Genomic DNA, 17716 nt, shown 5'->3' on the forward strand with positions numbered 1-17716 from the left:
CAAAAAGGACGCGACAACGGTAGATGGATATACCGATGTTGGGGCTCGTGCCGCCAGAGCTGATTTCATTCAGGGGTCACGACGGATAGCACACCCGGCTCAGGCCGACTTTAGCACCGGCGTCACGCCCCCGAGCGCAGCGGTCAGCTCCGCCGCGACCTCGCGCACCACGCGGCCGATCTCCGGCAGCCGGGCGTCGGTGACGCGGCTGGTCAGGCCCGAGACGGAGATCGCGGCCAGCGGCTCAGCGAGCGCGTTGTAGACCACGGCGGCGACGCAGCGCAGTCCCATCTCAGCTTCCTCATCGTCGATCGCATAGCCTTGCTTGCGGATCGTCGCGAGTTCCCGGAACAGATCGCCCGGCCGCACGATCGATCTCTCCGTCAGTCGCGGCATGCCGTGATGGCGGATGATCGCGCCGACGTCCTCGTCGGAATAGGTCGCGAGCACGGCCTTGCCGACCCCCGATGTCACCATCGCGACACGACCGCCGACCTTGGTCAGCGAGCGCATGATCTCGCGGCTCTCCATGCGGGTCAGCACGATGATGAATTCATCGTCGACCACGGCGAGATTGGCGGTCTCGCGGGTGAGGTCGCGCAGCTTGCGCAAATATGGAATGGCCTGTGCTGTGAAATTGCGACGTCGCGCGAAGCTCGCGCCCACCGTAAAGCTGCGGACGCCGACGTGCCATTTGGATTCGGCACGGTCGAACTGTACGAAACGGCGGCTTTCCAGCGTCGCCAGCAGGCGGTGCACGGTCGAGGCCGATAGCCCCGTCCGCACCGCGAGATCGCTAAGGCGGTAGCCTTCGTCGTCCTCGGCCAGTGTCTCGAGGATCGACAACGCGCGGTCGACGGACTGCACGCCGCCGTCACGCGCATCGGGCTCGGCCTCCGATGGAGACCGAGTTTCGAGCGATTTGCGCCGGATCACGTTCTTGCCCATCGCGACCTGACCGTTCCCACCTCTCCCCACAAGCGGGGAGAGGTGCATGGACTTCGTCAGCTCAGAGCAGCCCTGCCCCGCGCGCCCATTTGTACTTGGCGCCCAGGACCTCGACCGGAAGCTCGGTCGAATAGGCGTAGGCCGGGATGCCGTTCTGGTAGAGATATTCGGCGGCTTCCTCGACCTCGACGTCGCCGGCGAGCGAGGCCACGATCGGCTTCACGAAGCCCTTGGCCTCCATCTCCTTCTTCACCTCGACCATGTTGCGGGCGAACACCATCGGCGGCGTGACGATGGTGTGCCAGTAGCCGAGGATCAGCGAGTGGATGCGCTCGTCCGACAGGCCGAGCTTCACCGTGTTGACATAGGTGATCGGAGGCTCGCCGCCGGTGATGTCCACAGGATTTCCGGCCGCACCAAACGGCGGAATGAACTTGCGGAAGGCCGCGTCCAGATCCGGGGGCATCGACATCAGCGACAGGCCGTTGTCGACACAGGAGTCCGACAGCAGCACACCCGAGCCGCCGGCGCCGGTGATGATCAGCACGTTCTCGCCCTTCGGCGTCGGCAGCACCGGCACGCCGCGGGCGAATTCGAGCAGCTGGCGCAGCGAGCGGGCGCGGATCACGCCGGACTGCGCCAGGACGTCCTCATAGATCTTGTCATTGCCGGCGAGCGCGCCGGTGTGCGACGAGGCCGCCTTCGCGCCGGCCGAGGTGCGGCCGGCCTTGAGCACGACGACCGGCTTCTTCTTGGAGACGCGCTTGGCGGCTTCCGCGAAGGCGCGGCCATCCTTGAGGTCTTCGCAGTGCTGCGCGATCAGGTTGGTGTTCGGATCCTGCTCGAAGAAGGCAAGCAGATCGTCCTCGTCGATGTCAGATTTGTTGCCGAGGCCGACGATCGCCGACACGCCCATCTTGGCCGAGCGCGAGAAGCCGATGATGGCCATGCCGATGCCGCCCGACTGCGACGACAGCGCCGCATGACCCTTGACGTCATAGGCGGTGCAGAAGGTCGCGCAGAGGTTAGCGGGGGTATAGTAGAAGCCATAGATGTTCGGCCCCATCAGGCGGATGTCGTATTTCTTGCCGACCTCGACGATCTCGGCCTGGAGCTCCGGCGCGCCGGCTTCAGCGAAGCCCGACGGGATCAGCACCGCGCCAGGGATTTTCTTCTCGCCGCATTCGGTCAGCGCCGCAGCCACGAACTTCGCGGGGATGGCGAACACCGCGGTGTCGATCACGCCCGGCACGTCCTTGACGCTCTTATAGGCCTTGTAGCCCAGAATCTCGGAGGCCTTGGGGTGGATCGGATAGATCTCGCCCTTGTAGCCGCCGTTGATGAGGTTCTTCATCACGGAGTTGCCGATCTTGCCGTCTTCGGCGGAGGCGCCGACCACGGCGACTGCTTTCGGCTGCATGATGCGGCTCATGGCCGCTACGATCTCTTCGGTCGGGCGCGGCTTCGGCTTGGGCTTGTAGGCGAAGTCGACGACGATACGGACGTCGGCGGCAATTGCGTCCTTCGCCGTCGCGAAGACGGGATTGAGGTCGAGCTCGATGATCTCAGGGAAATCGGTGACGAGCTGCGAGACCTTGACGATAACGTCGGCCAGCGCCGCGCGGTTCACCGGCTCGCCGCCGCGAACGCCCTTCAAAATCTCATGCGCCTGGATGCCGTCAAGCATCGAGAGCGCATCTTCCTTGGTCGCGGGTGCGAGGCGGAAGGTGATGTCCTTCAGCACTTCGACCAGCACGCCGCCGAGGCCGAAGGCGACCAGCTTGCCGAACGAGCCGTCGGTGATCGAGCCGACGATCACCTCGGTGCCGCCGGCCAGCATCTGCTGCACCTGGATGCCCTCGATCTTGGCATCGGCCTTGTACTTCTTGGCGTTGCCGAGAATCGTCTCGTAGGCCTTTTCGGCATCCTGCGCCGTCTTGACGCCGACGATGACGCCACCGGCTTCGGTCTTGTGGAGAATGTCCGGCGAGACGATCTTCATCACCACCGGGAAGCCCATGGAGGAGGCCATCTTGCCGGCCTCGCCTGCCGACTTCGCGACGCCCTCCTTCGGCACCGGAATGCCGTAGGCGTCGCAGACCAGCTTGCCTTCCGGCGCCGTCAGGCTGGTGCGGTTGTCCGCCTTGACCTGGTCAAGGACTTTTCGGACGGCGTCTTTGGAATTGGACATATGGCTTCTCCCTTGACCTCAGTTCTTGCTTTGCAAAGCGCGCGTGATGCGGCTGCCCGTGACACTTGCCATCGCCGCGCTTTGTTCCGCGCCGCGGAATGGACCGGCAAAAATGCCTGGACTATCCCGCCAGCTTGGATCAAAAATGGCTAGCGATGGCATTTGGTATGCCAGAAGCCAACTTGTCAAGCCAAAGCACACTCCAGAACGCCGCAAAAAATAGCCAGCTTGACATTCTGGCATGTGGTATGCCAAAAACTTTCCGGCAAATATTCCTGTAAAAGACGACTCCCACTGGAGGAGAATCGTCGTGTCACTGCGGAAACCAACCAAGGCGTTGCCGAACATGGCCGAGGCAGACATCGCAATCGTTCGTATTGCCCCGGAGTCGAGCTTCAAGAACAAGGCGTATGACGCCTTGAAGGAAGCCATCCTCAAGATGGACATTTACTCGACGCCCGAGCCGGTGATGCTCGACGAGCGGGCATTGTCCGAACGTCTGGGTGTCAGCCGCACGCCGATCCGCGAAGCGATCGCGATGCTCGAGCAGGACGGTTTCGTGAAAACCGTTCCGCGCCGCGGCATCATGGTGGTGCGCCGGACCAAGAGCGAGATCGTCGACATGATCCGCGCCTGGGCGGCGCTGGAGAGCATGGCGGCGCGCCTCATCACCACCACCGCGCGCAAGAAGGACATCACGGCGCTGCGCGACTATTTCAAGGACTTCAGCAAGGATCGCCTGCCCGAGGATCATGTCGAGGAATATTCGCGCGCCAACATCGCCTTCCACCAGGCGCTTATCTCGCTGTCGGAATCGCCGGTGCTGGTCGATCTCACCAACGATCTCCTGCTGCACGTGCGCGGCTATCGCCAGCTGACGATCGGACGCAAGGACCGCACCGCGACCTCGCTGCCCGAGCATCTCGGCATGATCGAAGCGCTGGAAGCACGCGACACCGAGCTCGCCGAGAAGCGCGCCCGCGACCACACCCTTGGCCTTGCCGCTTACGTCGAAGCGCACGGTCAGGAACTCTTCACCTAGCAACCTTCACCAGAAGGGCGAACCATTCGCCCCACCTATCTTGAGACCAGGGAGACAAGGCCCATGCTGAACACCGCGACCAAGTCCGAAGCACCGGGCACCGAGCAGGAACTGACGGATGGCTTTCATCTCGTCATCGACGCGCTCAAGCTGAACGGCATCAACACCATCTATAATGTGCCGGGCATCCCGATCACGGATCTGGGCCGCATGGCGCAGGCCGAAGGCATTCGCGTGATCTCGTTCCGCCACGAGCAGAATGCCGGCTACGCCGCCGGCATCGCCGGCTATCTCACCAAGAAGCCCGGCGTCTGCCTCACCGTCTCCGCACCCGGCTTCCTCAACGGTCTCACCGCGCTCGCGCACGCCACCACCAACTGCTACCCGATGATCCTGGTCTCGGGCTCCTCCGAGCGCGAGATCGTCGACCTCCAGCAGGGCGACTACGAGGAGATGGACCAGCTCGCGATCGCCAAGCCGCTGTGCAAGGCGGCCTATCGCGTGCTGCACGCCCAGGACATCGGCATCGGCTTTGCCCGCGCCATCCGCGCCGCGGTCTCGGGCCGTCCGGGCGGCGTCTATCTCGACCTGCCGGCAAAGCTGTTCGGCCAGGTGATGAATGCTGACGCCGGCCAGAAGTCGCTGGTCAAGGTGATCGACGCGGCGCCCGCCCAGCTCCCCTCGCCCGCTTCGGTGAAGCGCGCACTTGACGTTCTCAAGAGCGCAAAGCGTCCGCTCATCATTCTCGGCAAGGGCGCGGCCTACGCGCAGGCCGATGAGGAGATCAAGACTTTCGTCGAGAAGAGCGGCGTGCCGTTCCTCCCCATGAGCATGGCCAAGGGCCTCCTCCCCGACACCCATCCGCAATGCGCCGGCGCAGCGCGCTCGACGGTGCTGAAGGATTCCGACGTCGTGATGCTGATCGGCGCGCGGCTGAACTGGCTGCTCTCGCACGGCAAGGGCAAGAGCTGGGGCGAGACGCCGAAGAAGTTCATCCAGGTCGATATCGAGCCGAGGGAAATGGACTCCAACATCGAGATCGTCGCGCCCGTGGTCGGCGACATCGGCTCGGTCGTCTCCGCCTTCAATCAGGCGCTCGCGTCGGGCTGGACTGCGCCGCCGGCCGACTGGACCAAGTCCATCGTGTCCAAGCGCGACGAGAACGTCGCCAAGATGGCGCCGAAGCTCATGAACAACAAATCGCCGATGGACTATCACGGCGCGCTCGGCGTGCTGAAGACCATCATCAAGGATCACCCCGAGGCGATCCTCGTCAACGAGGGCGCCAACACGCTCGACCTCGCCCGCGGCGTCATCGACATGTACCGCCCGCGCAAGCGTCTCGACGTCGGCACCTGGGGCGTGATGGGCATCGGCATGGGCCAGGCGATCGCGGCCGCGCTCGAGACCGGACACCCCGTGCTCGCGGTGGAAGGCGACTCGGCGTTCGGCTTCTCCGGCATGGAGGTCGAGACCATCTGCCGCTACAACCTTCCGATCTGCGTCGTCATCTTCAACAATGACGGCATCTATCGCGGCACCGACGTCAACAACGTCAACGCGGATCCCGCGACGACGGTGTTCGTCAAGGGCGCGCGCTACGACAAGATGATGGAAGCCTTCGGCGGCGTCGGCGTGAATGCGACCTCGCCGGATGAGCTGAAGCGTGCCGTCAACGAGGCGATGGCCTCGGGCAAGCCGACGCTGATCAACGCGGTGATCGATCCGGCCGCGGGCTCGGAGAGCGGCCGCATCGGCAACCTCAATCCGCAGAGCGTTCTTCAGAAGAAAAAGTAAGTCCTCCCCCTCAACCCATTATTCCCTGCCGGGTGCAGGGGCAGACACAGAGTACGGAGCAAATACGATGACCAAGGCGCTCACGGGCGTTCGCATTCTCGACTTCACCCACGTCCAGTCCGGGCCGACCTGCACGCAGCTTCTGGCCTGGTTCGGCGCCGACGTGATCAAGGTGGAACGCCCGGGCGTGGGTGACATCACCCGCGGCCAGCTTCAGGACATCCCGAACGTGGACAGCCTGTATTTCACCATGCTGAACCACAACAAGCGCTCGATCACGCTCGACACCAAAAACCCCAAGGGCAAGGAAGTCCTCACCGAGCTGATCAAGAAGTGCGACGTGCTGGTCGAAAACTTCGGCCCCGGCGTGCTCGATCGCATGGGCTTCCCCTGGGAGAAGATCCAGTCGATCAACCCGAAGATGATCGTCGCCTCGATCAAGGGCTTCGGCCCCGGCCCCTACGAAGACTGCAAGGTCTATGAGAACGTCGCGCAGTGCACGGGAGGCGCCGCCTCCACCACCGGCTTCCGCGACGGCCTGCCGCTCGTCACCGGCGCGCAGATCGGCGACTCTGGCACCGGCCTTCACCTCGCGCTCGGCATCGTCACCGCGCTCTATCAGCGCACCCATTCGGGCAAGGGCCAGCGCGTCACCGCCGCGATGCAGGACGGCGTGCTCAATCTCGCGCGCGTAAAACTGCGCGACCAGCAGCGCCTCGCGCACGGCCCCCTCAAGGAATACAGCCAGTTCGGCGAAGGCATTCCGTTCGGCGATGCCGTACCGCGCGCCGGCAACGATTCCGGCGGCGGCCAGCCCGGCCGCATCCTGAAGTGCAAAGGCTGGGAGACCGACCCGAACGCCTACATCTACTTCATCACCCAGGCCCCGGTCTGGGAGAAGATCTGCGACGTGATCGGCGAGCCCACCTGGAAGACCGACCCGAACTACGCCAAGCCTGCGGCCCGTCTGCCGCGCCTCAATGAAATCTTCGGCCGCATCGAACAGTGGACGATGACGAAGACAAAATTCGAGGCGATGGAAATCCTCAACAAGGACGACATCCCGTGCGGCCCGATCCTGTCGATGAAGGAGATCGCCGAGGACCAGTCGCTGCGCGCGACCGGCACCGTGGTCGAGGTCGATCATCCGACCCGAGGCAAGTACATCTCGGTCGGCAACCCGATCAAGCTGTCGGACTCAGCGAGCGACGTCACCCGCTCGCCGCTGCTCGGCGAGCACACCGACGAGATCCTGCGCGCGGTGCTCGGCTTCAGCGACCACCAGGTCGCCGAGATCCACAAGTCCGGCGCGCTCGATCCGCCGCAGAAGCAGGCCGCCGAGTAAGCGGCGTCGCCTTAACGTGAAGCATGAGGGCCGCCTGTCGAGGCGGCCCTTTTTTCATCAACGCGGCGCAAACCCAGGCCGCTGACTCAAAAGTTGCAAAACAACCCCATGCACAGTAGCCAATCCGTTGGCCCCGAAGTGATTTCGTATTTTGCGAAGCTCGTTTGACTCGTCGGGCAAAACAGGGGTATGATGCCATCGTCCGAAAAGTGAATGTCCGGCTCGGTGAAGAGCATTTCGCGACACGCAACCCTTTGTTGGCTTCCGCGCGACGCGCCTTTGCACTGCCCCTAATTTCACCTTGAGCGGGAACCAGCCCCGGCATAGCCTCGGGGCGTTTTCAGAGAATTCATTTTCATCGAAGGGAATTTGGCCATGGTTGCGGAGTTCATGGCGCGGCAAGCTGCCGCTCGCAACATCCACTACGGCTGGGTGATGGCGGCGCTGGGATTTCTCTACTCCCTGTTTGCAAGCTCGGCACTCGGCGTGCCCGCCGTCCTGATGCGGCAGATTGCGTCCGACGTTCACGTCAGCATGGGCGAGCTGTCGGCGTCGCAAGGACTTCGCTTCGCGCTGTTCGGGCTGGTGGCACCGTTCGCCGGTGGCCTGATGCTGCGCTACGGCCCGAGGATGATGCTGGCGGTCGCCGGCACGCTGGCGCTGGCCGGCTTGCTGCTGACGATCGTCATGACCGGCCGGTTCGAGATGTGGCTCGGCCTCGGGCTCATTCTCGGCATCGCGCCGGGGTTGACGGCGCTGCAGCTCGCAGCGGTCATTTCGGTGCGCTGGTTCACGACCCATCGCGGCTTGGTGGTCGGGCTCCTCAACGGCTCGATCGCGACCGGCACCTTGATCTTCATGCCGCTCGGCGCATGGATCGCCGAGCATTGGGGCTGGCGCGTCGCGCTGATCCCCTCCGGCCTCGGACTTCTCCTGTCGCTCGCCCTGTTTCTGTTGTTCGGGAAGGATCGCCCGCAGGAATTGGGGCTGGCGCCGCTCGGAGAGACGGCGATGCCGCCGATCCCCGCCATGCCGACGCAGAATTTTGCGGCGATCAGCTTCCAGGGCCTGCGCCTGGCCTCAACCCGCCTGGTGTTCTGGGTGCTGGCGCTGACCTTCCTGATCTGCGGCGTCTCCAGCTACGGGCTGACATCGACCCACTTCGTGCCGTTCTGCGGCGATCTCGGCTTGCCGGCGGTGACGTCGGCAGGCCTGCTCGCCATGATCGGTGTGTTCGACCTGATCGGCACGATCGGTTCTGGATGGCTGTCCGACCGCTACGACAACCGATGGCTGCTCGCGATCTATTACGGCTTTCGCGGGCTCGCGCTGATCTGGCTCGTCGGATCCAACGCGACGCTGGGCGCGATGAGCGCGTTTGCGATGCTCTATGGGCTCGACTTCATCGCGACCGTTCCGCCGACGGTGAGACTGACGGTCGGTGCGTTCGGGCGGGAGATGGGACCGGTGATCTTCGGCTGGATCTTCGCCGCCCATCAGCTCGGCGTCGGCCTGATGGCCTTTGCCGCGGGCGTCAGCCGGGATGCGCTCGGGACTTACGTGCCGGCGTTCCTTCTGGCCGGAATCCTCTGCCTGCTGGCGGCCGCGGCCTTTGCCCTGGTGAGGCGACCGGCGCCGGCGGCGGTTGCTGCGTAGCGGGCGCCAAACATTGCAGCACCATTAGAGCCCATTTCGATGGAACCGGAACGGGTTCCAGATATTTGACTCGTTTTCTTTACGCAACCGAACATTGACGCAACAATGCGCGACGTCACCTTCGGGACCCATCGCGACATTTGCCGTAGTTTGCGTACGGACCGTCGGTATCGGAGCGAAGCAGACATCACCGACGATTTATCAGTACGCGCCCCCGTACCTCTACCACCTTCCGACACTTTCAAATCTGCGTCGGATCACACTTTGTCGGACCCGATTCAAATTCTACGAGTCTGATGTCCTGAACGCTCTGCCGGTGATAGTAGCTTGGCAACGGCAGCCCAATGGCAACACGCTAACATGCTGAGAACTAGTCGTTGCCCGCGCCCGCATCGCTCGAGGCCTCGGTTCCGCGAGCGAGTTTCTGGCGGGCACGATCCGTGCTTTGCGTCGCCAAAACGTTGCAAATTGCTAATGTCTCAACCACACTAGTGTTCAGCTGTGAGCATCGGTCAGTCTGGCATCAATGTCATCATCCAGATGACCGTTAATCTTGAGTGTATCTGTGGTTTGATCCTTTCGAAGATCGTGAGGAAATTCATGGTGCGAGTGATTGGTGTGCACGGAGTCGGTCATCAATTTTCGGGTGAAAACACGATACGATCGGCTTGGCTGCCGGCGCTAAAGGACGGGTTGTGTCGCGTCGATCGATCCATGGCTTCGGATGACGACTTCGCATGCGCTTTCTATGGGGATTTGTTTCGACCACTAGGAAAGGCTACGATGGTGCCACCGCTGGATGCATCGGACATCACAGACGAGAGGGAGAAGGAGTTACTTGAGCGCTGGTGGCTAGAAGCCGCGCGGATCGATCCGATGGTCATTGGCGTCGGTGCGCAAACAAAAGTACGAACGCCGACCTCTGTTCAGCGAGCTCTCAATGCTTTGAGCCAGTCGAAATTCTTCGCCGGGATTGGCGAAAGGGCTCTAATCTTTGATCTCAAACAAGTAAGGCGGTACTTGATCGATCAAGAAGTGCGCCGCACCGCGCAAGAGCGAATAGAGCGAAAGATAGACTCTGATACTTCGGTAATTGTCGCGCATTCTCTCGGATCAGTTGTTGCATATGAATCGCTTTGCAATCATCCCGAGTGGCCTGTGCACACCTTCGTGACAATCGGCTCCCCCCTCGGAATCAGCAACATCATCTTCGAAGAACTTCGGCCTGCCCCGCAACAGGACACTGGAATTTGGCCTCCAGGGGTGCGGCGATGGTTCAATATCGCGGACAAATATGATGTTGTTGCCCTCGTGAAGGCGCTCTCGAGCCGCTTTGGCGACGACGTGACGGATGCGTCAATAGACAATGGCGCCAATGCGCACGACGCCACCCGCTATCTCACGACTAAAGAGTTAGGTCATGCCGTCGCGTCAGGACTCTGAAACGACCCGTCGGCTCTTGATCGCCGCTGGAACGGCGCAATTCAGGGAATTGGCCGATCTCAATCTCCCGCTCGTGCCCCAAGAGCTGGATCGTATTTCGCACAGTCTGGCTTCTCTGGGGTACGATCGACAGCAAAGAGCCTCGAGTCTTGATCCCAGCAAGACTCAGATCCAGAAGGCCCTCGAAGATTTGCGAAATGACAGCCGTGCCGACGATCTTATCGTCGTCTATTATACCGGCCACGGTGTCCGCGACAACGAGCGGTTCTATTTATTGGTGCACGATTCGATTGATTCCGACTACGACACGACCGCCCTTCCAGCCGAGGACCTTGCTCGACTCCTGACGAAAAACTCCAAGGCGTCCCAAATTATGGTGATGCTCGACACATGCTACGCAGGTGCTGGAGCGGCAGAATTTTCGCAAATCGTCCACGATTTGGCCGGAAAGACTGGTGGAGGGCCTTCCGTTTTCGTTATGGCTGCCGCGAGACCGAAGCAGGAAGCGCAACAAGGAGCCTTCTCCGCCGCGCTCGCATTAGCATTGGCTAATCGAGACGAACAACTTGGTGGCGCGACGCAAGCTTACCTAGCTATCGACGAAGTCATGGAAGCGGTCGATGGCTATTTATCCAAACATTACCCCACGCAAATTGCTTCGTGGTCGAGCGCTAACGTTCGTGGACGCTGCAGAATTTTTCCCAACCCACACTTTAATTCACAAATACGCTCGGGTCTGGATCTGGATACACAAAGGTCCTTTTTGAATCACTGGCTTCCGAAAGCCCGTGGCGCAAGCCTTGACGTGAGTGGGTGGTATTTCACGGGCCGTCGAGTGGCTCTCCGTGACCTCGTCACTTGGTTGTCGGGAGATACCTCCTTGGGCTATCCACACGTCGTCACCGGGGGCGCAGGCAGCGGAAAATCAGCATTACTTGCCCGTCTCGTGACGCTTGCTGATCGATCCTACCGACAAGAAGTATTGGCAGCAGCAAGTCGAACGGGTCTTGACCCGAGAACCGTCCCGCCGGAAGGCATCATCGATGTCGCGGTTCATGCTCGACACAAACTTTTGTCGGATGTGACCAAAGAAATTGCTGCTCGATTATCCCTAGATGCGGCAGACCCTTCGAGCCTGATATCTGCAATCTCTCAATTGGGTAGGAAGGTCGTGATCGTGTTGGATGCGCTCGACGAGGCCGTTGAGCCTGACCAAATCAGTATTCAGCTGCTTCGACCTCTCGCCGAACATTGGCACGTGTTCTTGCTGATAGGTAGTCGTCCCGATTCAACCGCGGATGAAAGATTTCGAACGATTGCCAAAAGGGTTATCGAGATCGATCTTGATGACGAAAGATACATCGAACCGAACGATGTGCGACAATATGTTCTGTCTCGCCTGCTCGCCACGGAAGAGCCGGGACGTTTAACACCTTACAATAACTTGGAGGAGCGTGCGGAAGAAGTTGCTTCGGCGATTGCAGAGTGCGCAAAGAACGTTTTCCTCGTTGCACACACGGCGGTGCAAGCCTTGTTGGCTACTGAATCTGCGGTGGATACAACGGAAGTTGGTTGGATCGACAGATTACCGACTGGCGTCGATGAAGCCTTTGATCAGTTTCTTTCCGGTCTTTTTGTTCGCAGCCGAGGCAGTGTCACGTCTTCGACGGCTCGCGCCGTTCTGCTTCCGCTGGCGTTCGCGGAAGGAGAAGGTCTTCCCTGGGCGGACATCTGGTCTCCAGTTGCCACCTCGCTCTCTGGTCTAGGTATCACCGACATCGACATCTCAAACGTACGAAGATTTGTTGCCGCATTTATCGTCGAGGCGTCCGAGCACGATCGTTCAGTCTACCGACTGTATCATGAAAGTATCGCAAAATATCTCCGCGGCAGTTTAGAGGATGATAGGGCCGCTCAGGAGCGCATTGTGGCTTGTCTTCTCGATAGGAGAGCATCGCGTATCACTCGCGGGCGTGTATCCGATTGGTCTGACGCCCATCCGTATTTGTTGAATCACCTAGCGGCACATGCGCTCAAAGCGGGAATTCTGGCAGAGCTGGTGGCCGATATTGAGTTTCTTATATGTGCTGATGCCGAACGTCTCTATCAGGCTTTGTCAAACTCGACCGATTCTAGATCAGCTGCAGTCTACACCTGCTATTCAATCGCTTTTGAGCGGATCCGCGACCAGTTGCCAGATGTTCGGTTAGCTCGTTTGCAGATGATCGCACGGCAGCAAGGTTACGAGACTTTAGCGGATCATTGGAACGTACCTGATCGACTTCCTTGGTTCGTCCAATGGGCAAATTGGCAAGCGATATCGACTCACCGATCGTTCTCCACGATCGCGCAAGTTGAATATCTAAAAGTGGTCTTGATCGACGATCGGCCTTCGATTCTTGCCGCGCTGAACGATGAATCCATTCAAGTTTGGGATATCACCACGGGCACGATTCTCCGCGAGCTACCGTCAGCTAGGTTCGGCTTTCTAACAAATTGTAATGGTCGGCCCACCGCGATCGTTGTAGATCGAAATCGCCTGAAATTGATGGACATCATGTTGGGAACGTATTGGGATGAGTTTCTAGCGATCGAGAACGAGCAAATCGATGAGGAAATAACCTCGATCGCGCTTGGGCAAGTTCATGACCAGCCGGTCGCGATAACAGGGTCATTCGGCGGCGGCGTTCGGATTTGGGAGGTTAAAACCGGCTGGCAACACATCGCACCGGCAACGCGCTGGAAAGAAAGAGTTACCTCGATTGCCCTAGTGACTGACAGAGACAAGCCGATTGTGCTCATCGGGTCAGCCCGCGGAAGAGTTGATCTCCTCGAATTGGATTCTGGGGCGCACCGAACTCTAGTCGAGAGTGGCTCGGGTGTAATCTCGATAGTCGTTGGTGAAGTGGACAAGCAATCCCTTGCCGTGTCCGGAGGGCAAGACGGTGTAATTCATGTTTGGAATCTTGCTGCCAGTCTAATGGACAAGCGGTTGCTACAGGGTCACGTCGGCGAGATCCGTTCTCTTCTGATAGGCGTGCTGGAAGGTTTACCAACCATCTTCTCAGGTGGCTCGGATGGCACGATCAGGCTATGGGATCCAAATTCTGGTGTTCAACGTGGTGAACCCTTGGTCGGGCACGAGGGTGACGTTGCGGCGCTCGCGCTCTTGGAGATCAATAATCGACCAGTTCTCGTGTCGGGCGGCAGAGACCTAAAGCTTCGTGTTTGGGATTTGAATGCACGCCATCTCTCCGATCGCCAGACTACAATCGGTGTCTCGGCTCTAACCTGTGGTACTATAGATGGCAAAGACCTTGTCGTCGCAGGCTGCACCGATGGAATCATCAGATTCTTTGACTTAGCTTCGGGAAAGATGCTCGGCAGAACTCTTCAGGGGCTCTCGAGCGCCGTGACATCCGTGGTTTTAGCGAGAATCGACGATCGGGCCGTGATCTTGTCCGCGAGCGCCGATCGAAAGATCCGTATTTGGGATTATGTGACAGGTGCTCAACACTTCGTTGGCAATCCGATTGAAGGACCAAGGAGGAGAGCTTGGTTCGCAATCGGGGCATTGACAGACAAAGCAGTTGTTATTTCACGGAGTGATGCACAGCATGTCCAAGATTGGCGCCTTGCGCTGGATGCGACGGCCCTTGTCGAGGATGATCCATTGCGTGGCTGCGTATTGGGAATAAGCCCATCTGCATTTGGAACCATAAATGATATGCCGATCGCGGTTCTGGTCGAGAATGGAACGACTAAGGCGGTGATAGTAATTTTGCTTGAGTCCGGCGCCCAGCTTAGGAGACTTTATTGCGAAGATTGGATCTCTTCAGTTGCGCTCGGTTATCTTGGTGAAAGTCTCATTTTGGTATTTGGAAGCGGTGGGAAAGTACATCTGTGGGACCTTTCTTCAGACAAGAAGTTGGTGGAGCCTCAATCCGGCTTGGGAGCGTCGTCCGTTGCGTTCGCAATATTGAATGAGCGACCGGTCGTCGTCTCCAGCGGTGGCGAGACGTTGCACATGTGGGATTTGGAGACCGGAGAAGTTCTTAGATCTGAGGTGGGGAGCACGATAACCGGAATTTCAGTTTCGAACGACGCAATTATTGTCGGGACACGCAACGGAATTCTATCGCTCCGTTGCTTGAACACGCGAATGAACTGAATTTGCGGTGAGATGGGTCGATCGTGCTTCTTCGGGATCAACGGCTCCTCGTTGGCAAATGCATGTCAGTTGGAAGCTCTGACGCCGTTCCCCGGGCGCAAATTGGTCACTCAGCGCCCCCAATTTCCTTCGGCAGGCGCCGCGACCATTTCTCAAGTGGATCTAAGGCGCAGATGGACGCCATCTATAAACGTTGGCTTTGGTAAGCCTAAACGCGGGGCGGATATTTCGCCCTCTTTTGTACACGTCCAGGGAAGGAAAATGAGTTAGCCAAATGCAGCAATTCCCTGCGCTACGATTTCGTGTTGAGGATTATTCCGAGCGGAGCGCGACTTCGATGCGCCGGAGCAATTTCTTGCACGGGCCAGGTCAGGGGCGGCGGCATCGCCGTTCACGCCGTCGATCCCCGCGATGCCGAAGCAGAACTTCGCGGCGACCCGCCGGCTGGATCTTTGCCGCCCATCAGCTCGGCGTCGGCCTGATGGCCTTTGCCGCGGGCGTCAGCCGGGATGCGCTCGGGACTTACGTGCCGGCGTTCCTTCTGGCCGGAATCCTCTGCCTGCTGGCGGCCGCGGCGTTTGCCTTGGTGAGGCGACCGGTGCCGGCGGCAGTGCCTGCGTGACAGATCAAACATCACAGGCAGATCACGCCAGGGGGCTTCAGTGCGCAAGGCCCAGAAGATGCCCATGAGGACACGACGGTCAGACTTTCCGTGTTGAGCCGATGCAACCTTGGTGTTATCTTCAACCTACATCATTCCCCCTAGGTCTGATGCACGGGCGGGTGATCAGGCTTACGGACTGCCGCCTGTATTTGAGAATGGAATACTTGAAGCCATAGGCCCCGCCTCCGGACGCATTTCAAAGCCGGCCGGGCAAAGTTCATTGACGTTAACGCCCTCCGTTCTTCCCATTGACTCGGAGGCGGGTCTTTTTTCTGTCGAACGTTGACCAAAAAAGCGATTTCGCATGCCCATTCCGACATGCCGAGCCGATTGCAGGGCAGGCAATGATCATTCCAGTGCAGGCCGAATTGGCCGTTACTTCATGGCATCCATGCTTTGTGTGGCTTGCGGGGTTCCGTTCGCGAGCACCACGTGGGCTCAATGCGCAGCCCGGGATGTGTTGCAGAACCAGCTAAAGCTCACCATACGCTCCGCCCAAGCGCCTCAACTGCCTATAGAGTCCGCTCGCGACATTGCGACGTGGAAGACGATTGCGATCGGCACCTTTGCTGACTCGATCAGGCTGCGTAACGAGCTGGATCGGATGGGCTGCAATGTCGGAGGGCAGGCCGCGGAAATCCTTGCTCGGTCGGCATTTACCGTTGGCGCTCACAAGATAGATGTGGATCTTATCGCCGTCACACCGGCGCAGCTTGGCTTCACGTCCGATACCGTGACGTTGGCAAACGTTTACGCGCGCGCTCGACAGCTCGGCTTCGAACTTGCTGCGGCCGAGGTCGGCCCGCAATTGCGCATCCAGTATCTTGATCAGCCTATGGGTGAATTTCTCATCATTGGAATGGAGCCAATCACGACCTGGAGTGGCGAGCCAATCATCCTGAATGTTGCAAATGGCGGAGCCGGATTGATCCTCATCGGCCAAGACGGTAGAGCCACAGCGGAAATACACGTGGCATCGCGTTTTGTTTTCGCGCGTTCCCGTCAATCCGCGCCCAACCCTCAACTGGTCGTGGGAGCGGCAGGACGTCTGCCGCCGTAAGCGTTCAGGCCTTGGGCTACCGGGTGCGGGCTTGTTCGCGACGCCAAAGGATTACCAACGAAATCTCCTTGAAACATTCGGGAAGCATAATCGTCCCATTAGCGATCAATTTTTCAAGCTCTCCGTTTTTTATCACCATCAGGGATTGTTCAAATGCCCGTCACCCTTGTTGCGGTGCTCTGTTCCATTGCTTCCAGCAACTGCACCGAAGTGGTCGTGACAAACTCCAATCTGGATGCCGCAATTACTTTTCAACAATGCCTGATCGGGGCCCAAGCAGGCCTTGCTCAATGGAAGACCAATCACCCGATCTATCGGTCGGATGATTGGCGGATTGATCGCTACAAATGTGTAGCTGGACAATACGTGGCAAAAGCGAAAATCTAACTGCTATCGGTCATCTCGGCTCGACTTCATCGCGACCGTTCCGCCGACAGTCAGATTGACGGTCGGTGCGTTCGGGCGAGAAATGGGCCCGGTGATCTTCGGCTGGATCTTCGCCGCCCATCAGCTCGGCGTCGGGCTGATGGCCTTTGCCGCGGGCGTCAGCAGAGATGCGGGACTTATGTGCCGGCGTTTCTTCTGGCCGGAATCCTCTGCCTGCTGGCGGCCGCGGCCTTTGCTTTGGTGAAGCGTCCCGGCGGCGGCAGTGCCTGCATAGCGGCTGTCTCGCGCGCCAAACGTTGGCGCACGGCCTATCTGCGAACCAGCGGGATCTGAAGATTGGTGGGCCGGTTCTGCTCGGCGTCGAAGCCACGACCGTCGATGTTGCGGGCGCCCCAGAACAGGAGATCGCCTCGGAGATAGACGAGGTCGTACTCCATGAAGTTCGTCCCCGCCGCGAGAGCAAACGGCGCAAAGACCTTGCCGAAAATGCTCTGGGATGAATTGACGGCCCAAGGCGCATATCCGGCTGAAGCCACCTTGTTAAGCAGATCGGCGAACCCCTGCGCGAGCGGCGTGACCTCGTAGGCTTCGTCGGCGACGAAGTCGACCTTCTGCGCGCCCGGCGCGATCGGATGGGCGCCGCGCCACAGCATGTGGCCGCCGATCCTCATCCGAACCAGCGGCACGGCGCCGTAGGGGTCGGCCGAGTTGATGACGTCGAGCTCGAAGCGGTCGGACGGCAAATATTTGAAGGTGCGCTTGAGATAAAATGGCTTGAGCGTGCCGTCCGGGTTCTTGCTCGCGCTCGGCCGCACCTCCGGCGCGATGCTCTCCCACGCACCGAGCATCGCCTGCTGAAGTGCCACGACGTCCGTTTCCATCCGCTTGCCCTGCCAAATGAAGATGTCGGCCTTGCGACAGGCTCTGCTTCCGAGGCAGATCCGACATGAGGCCCTGCTGTCTGCTATAGAGAGGCTGGCCCGCGGGAAAAAGACTTTGTAGGCTGGGCCCA

The 17716-nt window shown here is 59.8% G+C and carries 12 protein-coding genes; 8 read left to right on the forward strand and 4 right to left on the reverse strand.

Annotated features, from left to right (window positions below; all coding sequences use genetic code 11):
* Nucleotides 1–99: 99 nt before the first annotated feature.
* The 3 genes from IC761_RS23660 to IC761_RS23670 all read right to left on the reverse strand — a co-directional run bounded on the left by IC761_RS23660 (nt 100) and on the right by IC761_RS23670 (nt 3502).
* On the reverse strand, nt 100–948 hold the full coding sequence (locus tag IC761_RS23660) for an IclR family transcriptional regulator (protein WP_195799031.1): 849 nt from the start codon (nt 946–948) through the stop codon (nt 100–102).
* A 61-nt stretch (nt 949–1009) separates the two neighbouring features.
* Nucleotides 1010–3139 carry an acetate--CoA ligase family protein gene (locus IC761_RS23665; protein WP_195799032.1) on the reverse strand — a complete coding sequence of 710 codons (2130 nt, stop codon included), beginning with the start codon at nt 3137–3139 and terminating at the stop codon, nt 1010–1012.
* A gap of 18 nt (nt 3140–3157) precedes the next feature.
* Nucleotides 3158–3502 carry a hypothetical protein gene (locus tag IC761_RS23670; protein ID WP_195799033.1) on the reverse strand — a complete coding sequence of 115 codons (345 nt, stop codon included), beginning with the start codon at nt 3500–3502 and terminating at the stop codon, nt 3158–3160.
* Between IC761_RS23670 and IC761_RS23675 the strand changes: the two genes are divergently transcribed.
* The 8 genes from IC761_RS23675 (at nt 3486) to IC761_RS23710 (ending at nt 16704) form a co-directional block, all read left to right on the forward strand.
* A complete protein-coding gene (locus tag IC761_RS23675; protein ID WP_195799034.1) occupies nt 3486–4181 on the forward strand; it encodes a GntR family transcriptional regulator in 696 nt (231 codons plus the stop codon). The two genes, IC761_RS23670 and IC761_RS23675, sit on opposite strands and share 17 nt — an antisense overlap.
* A gap of 63 nt (nt 4182–4244) precedes the next feature.
* Complete coding sequence (oxc, locus tag IC761_RS23680) at nt 4245–5978, forward strand: oxalyl-CoA decarboxylase (protein ID WP_195799035.1); 1734 nt, start codon at nt 4245–4247, stop codon at nt 5976–5978.
* 67 nt (nt 5979–6045) lie between these two features.
* A complete protein-coding gene (frc, locus tag IC761_RS23685) occupies nt 6046–7323 on the forward strand; it encodes a formyl-CoA transferase (protein ID WP_195799036.1) in 1278 nt (425 codons plus the stop codon).
* 375 nt (nt 7324–7698) lie between these two features.
* Nucleotides 7699–8979 (forward strand): MFS transporter, encoded by a 1281-nt coding sequence (locus IC761_RS23690; protein ID WP_210338482.1) that lies wholly within the window; start codon nt 7699–7701, stop codon nt 8977–8979.
* A 501-nt stretch (nt 8980–9480) separates the two neighbouring features.
* Nucleotides 9481–10422 carry a lipase family protein gene (locus IC761_RS23695; protein WP_210338483.1) on the forward strand — a complete coding sequence of 314 codons (942 nt, stop codon included), beginning with the start codon at nt 9481–9483 and terminating at the stop codon, nt 10420–10422.
* Entirely contained in the window at nt 10400–14593 is a 4194-nt protein-coding gene (locus IC761_RS23700; protein WP_195799037.1) for a caspase family protein, read from the forward strand. Before IC761_RS23695 ends, IC761_RS23700 begins: the two co-directional genes overlap by 23 nt.
* A gap of 1121 nt (nt 14594–15714) precedes the next feature.
* A complete protein-coding gene (locus tag IC761_RS23705) occupies nt 15715–16317 on the forward strand; it encodes a hypothetical protein (protein ID WP_368367066.1) in 603 nt (200 codons plus the stop codon).
* Nucleotides 16318–16470: 153 nt separating this feature from the next.
* On the forward strand, nt 16471–16704 hold the full coding sequence (locus IC761_RS23710; protein ID WP_195799038.1) for a hypothetical protein: 234 nt from the start codon (nt 16471–16473) through the stop codon (nt 16702–16704).
* Between the two features lie 308 nt (nt 16705–17012).
* Here IC761_RS23710 and IC761_RS23715 read toward each other — a convergent pair whose 3' ends face one another.
* Nucleotides 17013–17585 (reverse strand): hypothetical protein, encoded by a 573-nt coding sequence (locus IC761_RS23715; protein WP_195799039.1) that lies wholly within the window; start codon nt 17583–17585, stop codon nt 17013–17015.
* Nucleotides 17586–17716 lie beyond the last annotated feature (131 nt).

The organism is Bradyrhizobium commune (assembly GCF_015624505.1).
GTDB classification, from domain to species: domain Bacteria; phylum Pseudomonadota; class Alphaproteobacteria; order Rhizobiales; family Xanthobacteraceae; genus Bradyrhizobium; species Bradyrhizobium commune.

Bases quoted from the DNA above. Each gene is read 5' to 3' on its own strand.
- IC761_RS23660 (WP_195799031.1), bottom strand. From the start codon at position 948: ATGGGCAAGAACGTGATCCGGCGCAAATCGCTCGAAACTCGGTCTCCA.
- IC761_RS23665 (WP_195799032.1), bottom strand. From the start codon at position 3,139: ATGTCCAATTCCAAAGACGCCGTCCGAAAAGTCCTTGACCAGGTCAAG.
- IC761_RS23675 (WP_195799034.1), top strand. From the start codon at position 3,486: ATGGCCGAGGCAGACATCGCAATCGTTCGTATTGCCCCGGAGTCGAGC.
- IC761_RS23670 (WP_195799033.1), bottom strand. From the start codon at position 3,502: ATGTCTGCCTCGGCCATGTTCGGCAACGCCTTGGTTGGTTTCCGCAGT.
- oxc (WP_195799035.1), top strand. From the start codon at position 4,245: ATGCTGAACACCGCGACCAAGTCCGAAGCACCGGGCACCGAGCAGGAA.
- frc (WP_195799036.1), top strand. From the start codon at position 6,046: ATGACCAAGGCGCTCACGGGCGTTCGCATTCTCGACTTCACCCACGTC.
- IC761_RS23690 (WP_210338482.1), top strand. From the start codon at position 7,699: ATGGTTGCGGAGTTCATGGCGCGGCAAGCTGCCGCTCGCAACATCCAC.
- IC761_RS23700 (WP_195799037.1), top strand. From the start codon at position 10,400: ATGCCGTCGCGTCAGGACTCTGAAACGACCCGTCGGCTCTTGATCGCC.
- IC761_RS23710 (WP_195799038.1), top strand. From the start codon at position 16,471: ATGCCCGTCACCCTTGTTGCGGTGCTCTGTTCCATTGCTTCCAGCAAC.
- IC761_RS23715 (WP_195799039.1), bottom strand. From the start codon at position 17,585: ATGGAAACGGACGTCGTGGCACTTCAGCAGGCGATGCTCGGTGCGTGG.